The 2,500-nt window shown below is 54.0% G+C and carries 1 rRNA gene (cut by a window edge); it reads right to left on the reverse strand.

What is annotated here, in order from left to right:
• Positions 1-19: 19 nt before the first annotated feature.
• Positions 20-2,500, reverse strand: a 23S ribosomal RNA gene (locus ACR0IY_RS21865) (it continues 351 nt past the right edge of the window).

Below are 2,500 nucleotides of genomic sequence, written 5' to 3' on the forward strand. Positions count from 1 at the left end.
TGTCTTTCCATTACTGGATCAAATCAAGCCTATCGGGCGATTAGTACCGGTCAACTGAACGCATTACTGCGCTTACATCTCCGGCCTATTGACGTGGTGGTCTTCCACGGCCCTCAGGGAGACCTTGTTTTGAGGGGGGCTTCCCGCTTAGATGCCTTCAGCGGTTATCCTGTCCGATCATAGCTACCCAGCACTGCCGTTGGCACGACAACTGGTCCACCAGTGGATCGTTCACCCCGGTCCTCTCGTACTAGGGGCAACTCCTCTCAAGTCTCCTACACCCACGGCAGATAGGGACCGAACTGTCTCACGACGTTCTAAACCCAGCTCACGTACCTCTTTAAACGGCGAACAGCCGTACCCTTGGGACCTGCTCCAGCCCCAGGATGAGATGAGCCGACATCGAGGTGCCAAACACTGCCGTCGATATGGACTCTTGGGCAGTATCAGCCTGTTATCCCCGGCGTACCTTTTATCCGTTGAGCGATGGCCCTTCCACTCGGGACCACCGGATCACTATGGCCGTCTTTCGACTCTGCTCGACTTGTCAGTCTCGCAGTCAGGCTGGCTTCTGCCATTGCACTCAACGAGCGATTTCCGACCGCTCTGAGCCAACCTTCGCGCGCCTCCGTTACGCTTTAGGAGGCGACCGCCCCAGTCAAACTACCCGCCACGCAGGGTCCCGGATCCGGATAACGGACCGCGGTTAGACATCAAGAGTGCGAAGGGTGGTATCTCAAGGGAGGCTCCACAGGGACTTGCGTTCCTGCTTCAAAGCCTACCACCTATCCTGCACATCACAATCCTGATGCCAGTGCGAAGCTGTAGTAAAGGTGCACGGGGTCTTTCCGTCTAACCGCGGGAAGCCTGCATCTTGACAGGCAATTCAATTTCGCTGAGTCGATGTTGGAGACAGCGGGGAAGTCGTTACGCCATTCGTGCAGGTCGGAACTTACCCGACAAGGAATTTCGCTACCTTAGGACCGTTATAGTTACGGCCGCCGTTTACCTGGGCTTCAATTCAAGGCTCTCACCTCTCCTTTTAACCTTCAGGCACCGGGCAGGCGTCAGACCCTATACGTCGTCTTGCGACTTCGCAGAGCCCTGTGTTTTTAATAAACAGTCGCCACCCCCTGGTTTGTGCCCCCAGCCCCTAGTTGCCTAGGAACCGGGCCTCCTTCTCGCGAACTTACGGAGGTATTTTGCCGAGTTCCTTCAACATCGTTCTCTCAAGCGCCTTGGTATGCTCTACCAGTCCACCTGTGTCGGTTTAGGGTACGGTCTGATGGAGGGCTATTTCCAGGAACCACTCAGCAGCCCAATCAATCCGATAAGATTGAACTACACCTGTGATCCGTCACATCCTCCTGGCCTAGGAATATTAACCTAGTTCCCATCGCCTACGCCTTTCGGCCTCGGCTTAGGGGCCGGCTTACCCTGCTCAGATTAGCTTTAAGCAGGAACCCTTGGACTTTCGGCGAGAGTGTCTCTCACACTCTTTGTCGCTACTCATGTCATCATTCTCACTAGTGATCTCTCCACCGGATCGCTCACGCGCCGGCTTCATCGAAAGCTCCAAATATCCTCCAAGGCGATCCGAAGATCGCTAAAGAGGATAGGAACTATGTCACACTACGCTCTGCTACCATGCCTTACGGCATCCTAAGCTTCGGCTCATGGCTTGAGCCCCGTTACATCTTCGCCGCAGGACAACTTATTTAGACCAGTGAGCTGTTACGCTATCTTTAAAGGATGGCTGCTTCTAAGCCAACCTCCTGGTTGTTTTGGTCGTCCCACCTGCTTTCCCACTTAGCCATGAATTGGGGGCCTTAGCTGTAGGTCAGGGTTGTTTCCCTCTCCACTACGGACGTTAGCATCCGCAGTGTGTCTGCCATCTAGTACTCCCGGGTATTCGGAGTTTGGTTAGGATCAGTAAGCCTGTGGGGCCCCATTACCCATCCAGTGCTCTACCCCCCGGGGTATTCGGATGACGCTCTACCTAAATAGATTTCGCAGAGAACCAGCTATCTCCGAGTTTGATTGGCCTTTCACCCCTAGGCACAGCTCATCCCGATCTTTTTCAACAGATGTGGGTTCGGTCCTCCAGTAAGTGTTACCTTACCTTCAACCTGGCCATGCCTAGATCACTCGGTTTCGGGTCTGATCCCACGAACTCATTCGCCCTATTAAGACTCGCTTTCGCTACGCCTACACCTAACGGCTTAAGCTTGCTCGTGAGACCAAGTCGATGACCCATTATACAAAAGGTACGCCGTCAGCTCGCAAGGAGCCTCCGACTGATTGTAGGCGTTCGGTTTCAGGTACTGTTTCACTCCCCTCGTCGGGGTGCTTTTCACCTTTCCCTCACGGTACTGGTTCGCTATCGGTCAGCAAGGAGTACTTAGCCTTCGAAGGTGGTCCTCCGATCTTCAGACAGAATTTCACGTGTTCCGCCCTACTTAATACGTCCATCAGAGCTTAGAATACGGGGCTGTCACCC

This window comes from Ruegeria sp. BC1 (assembly GCF_056539305.1).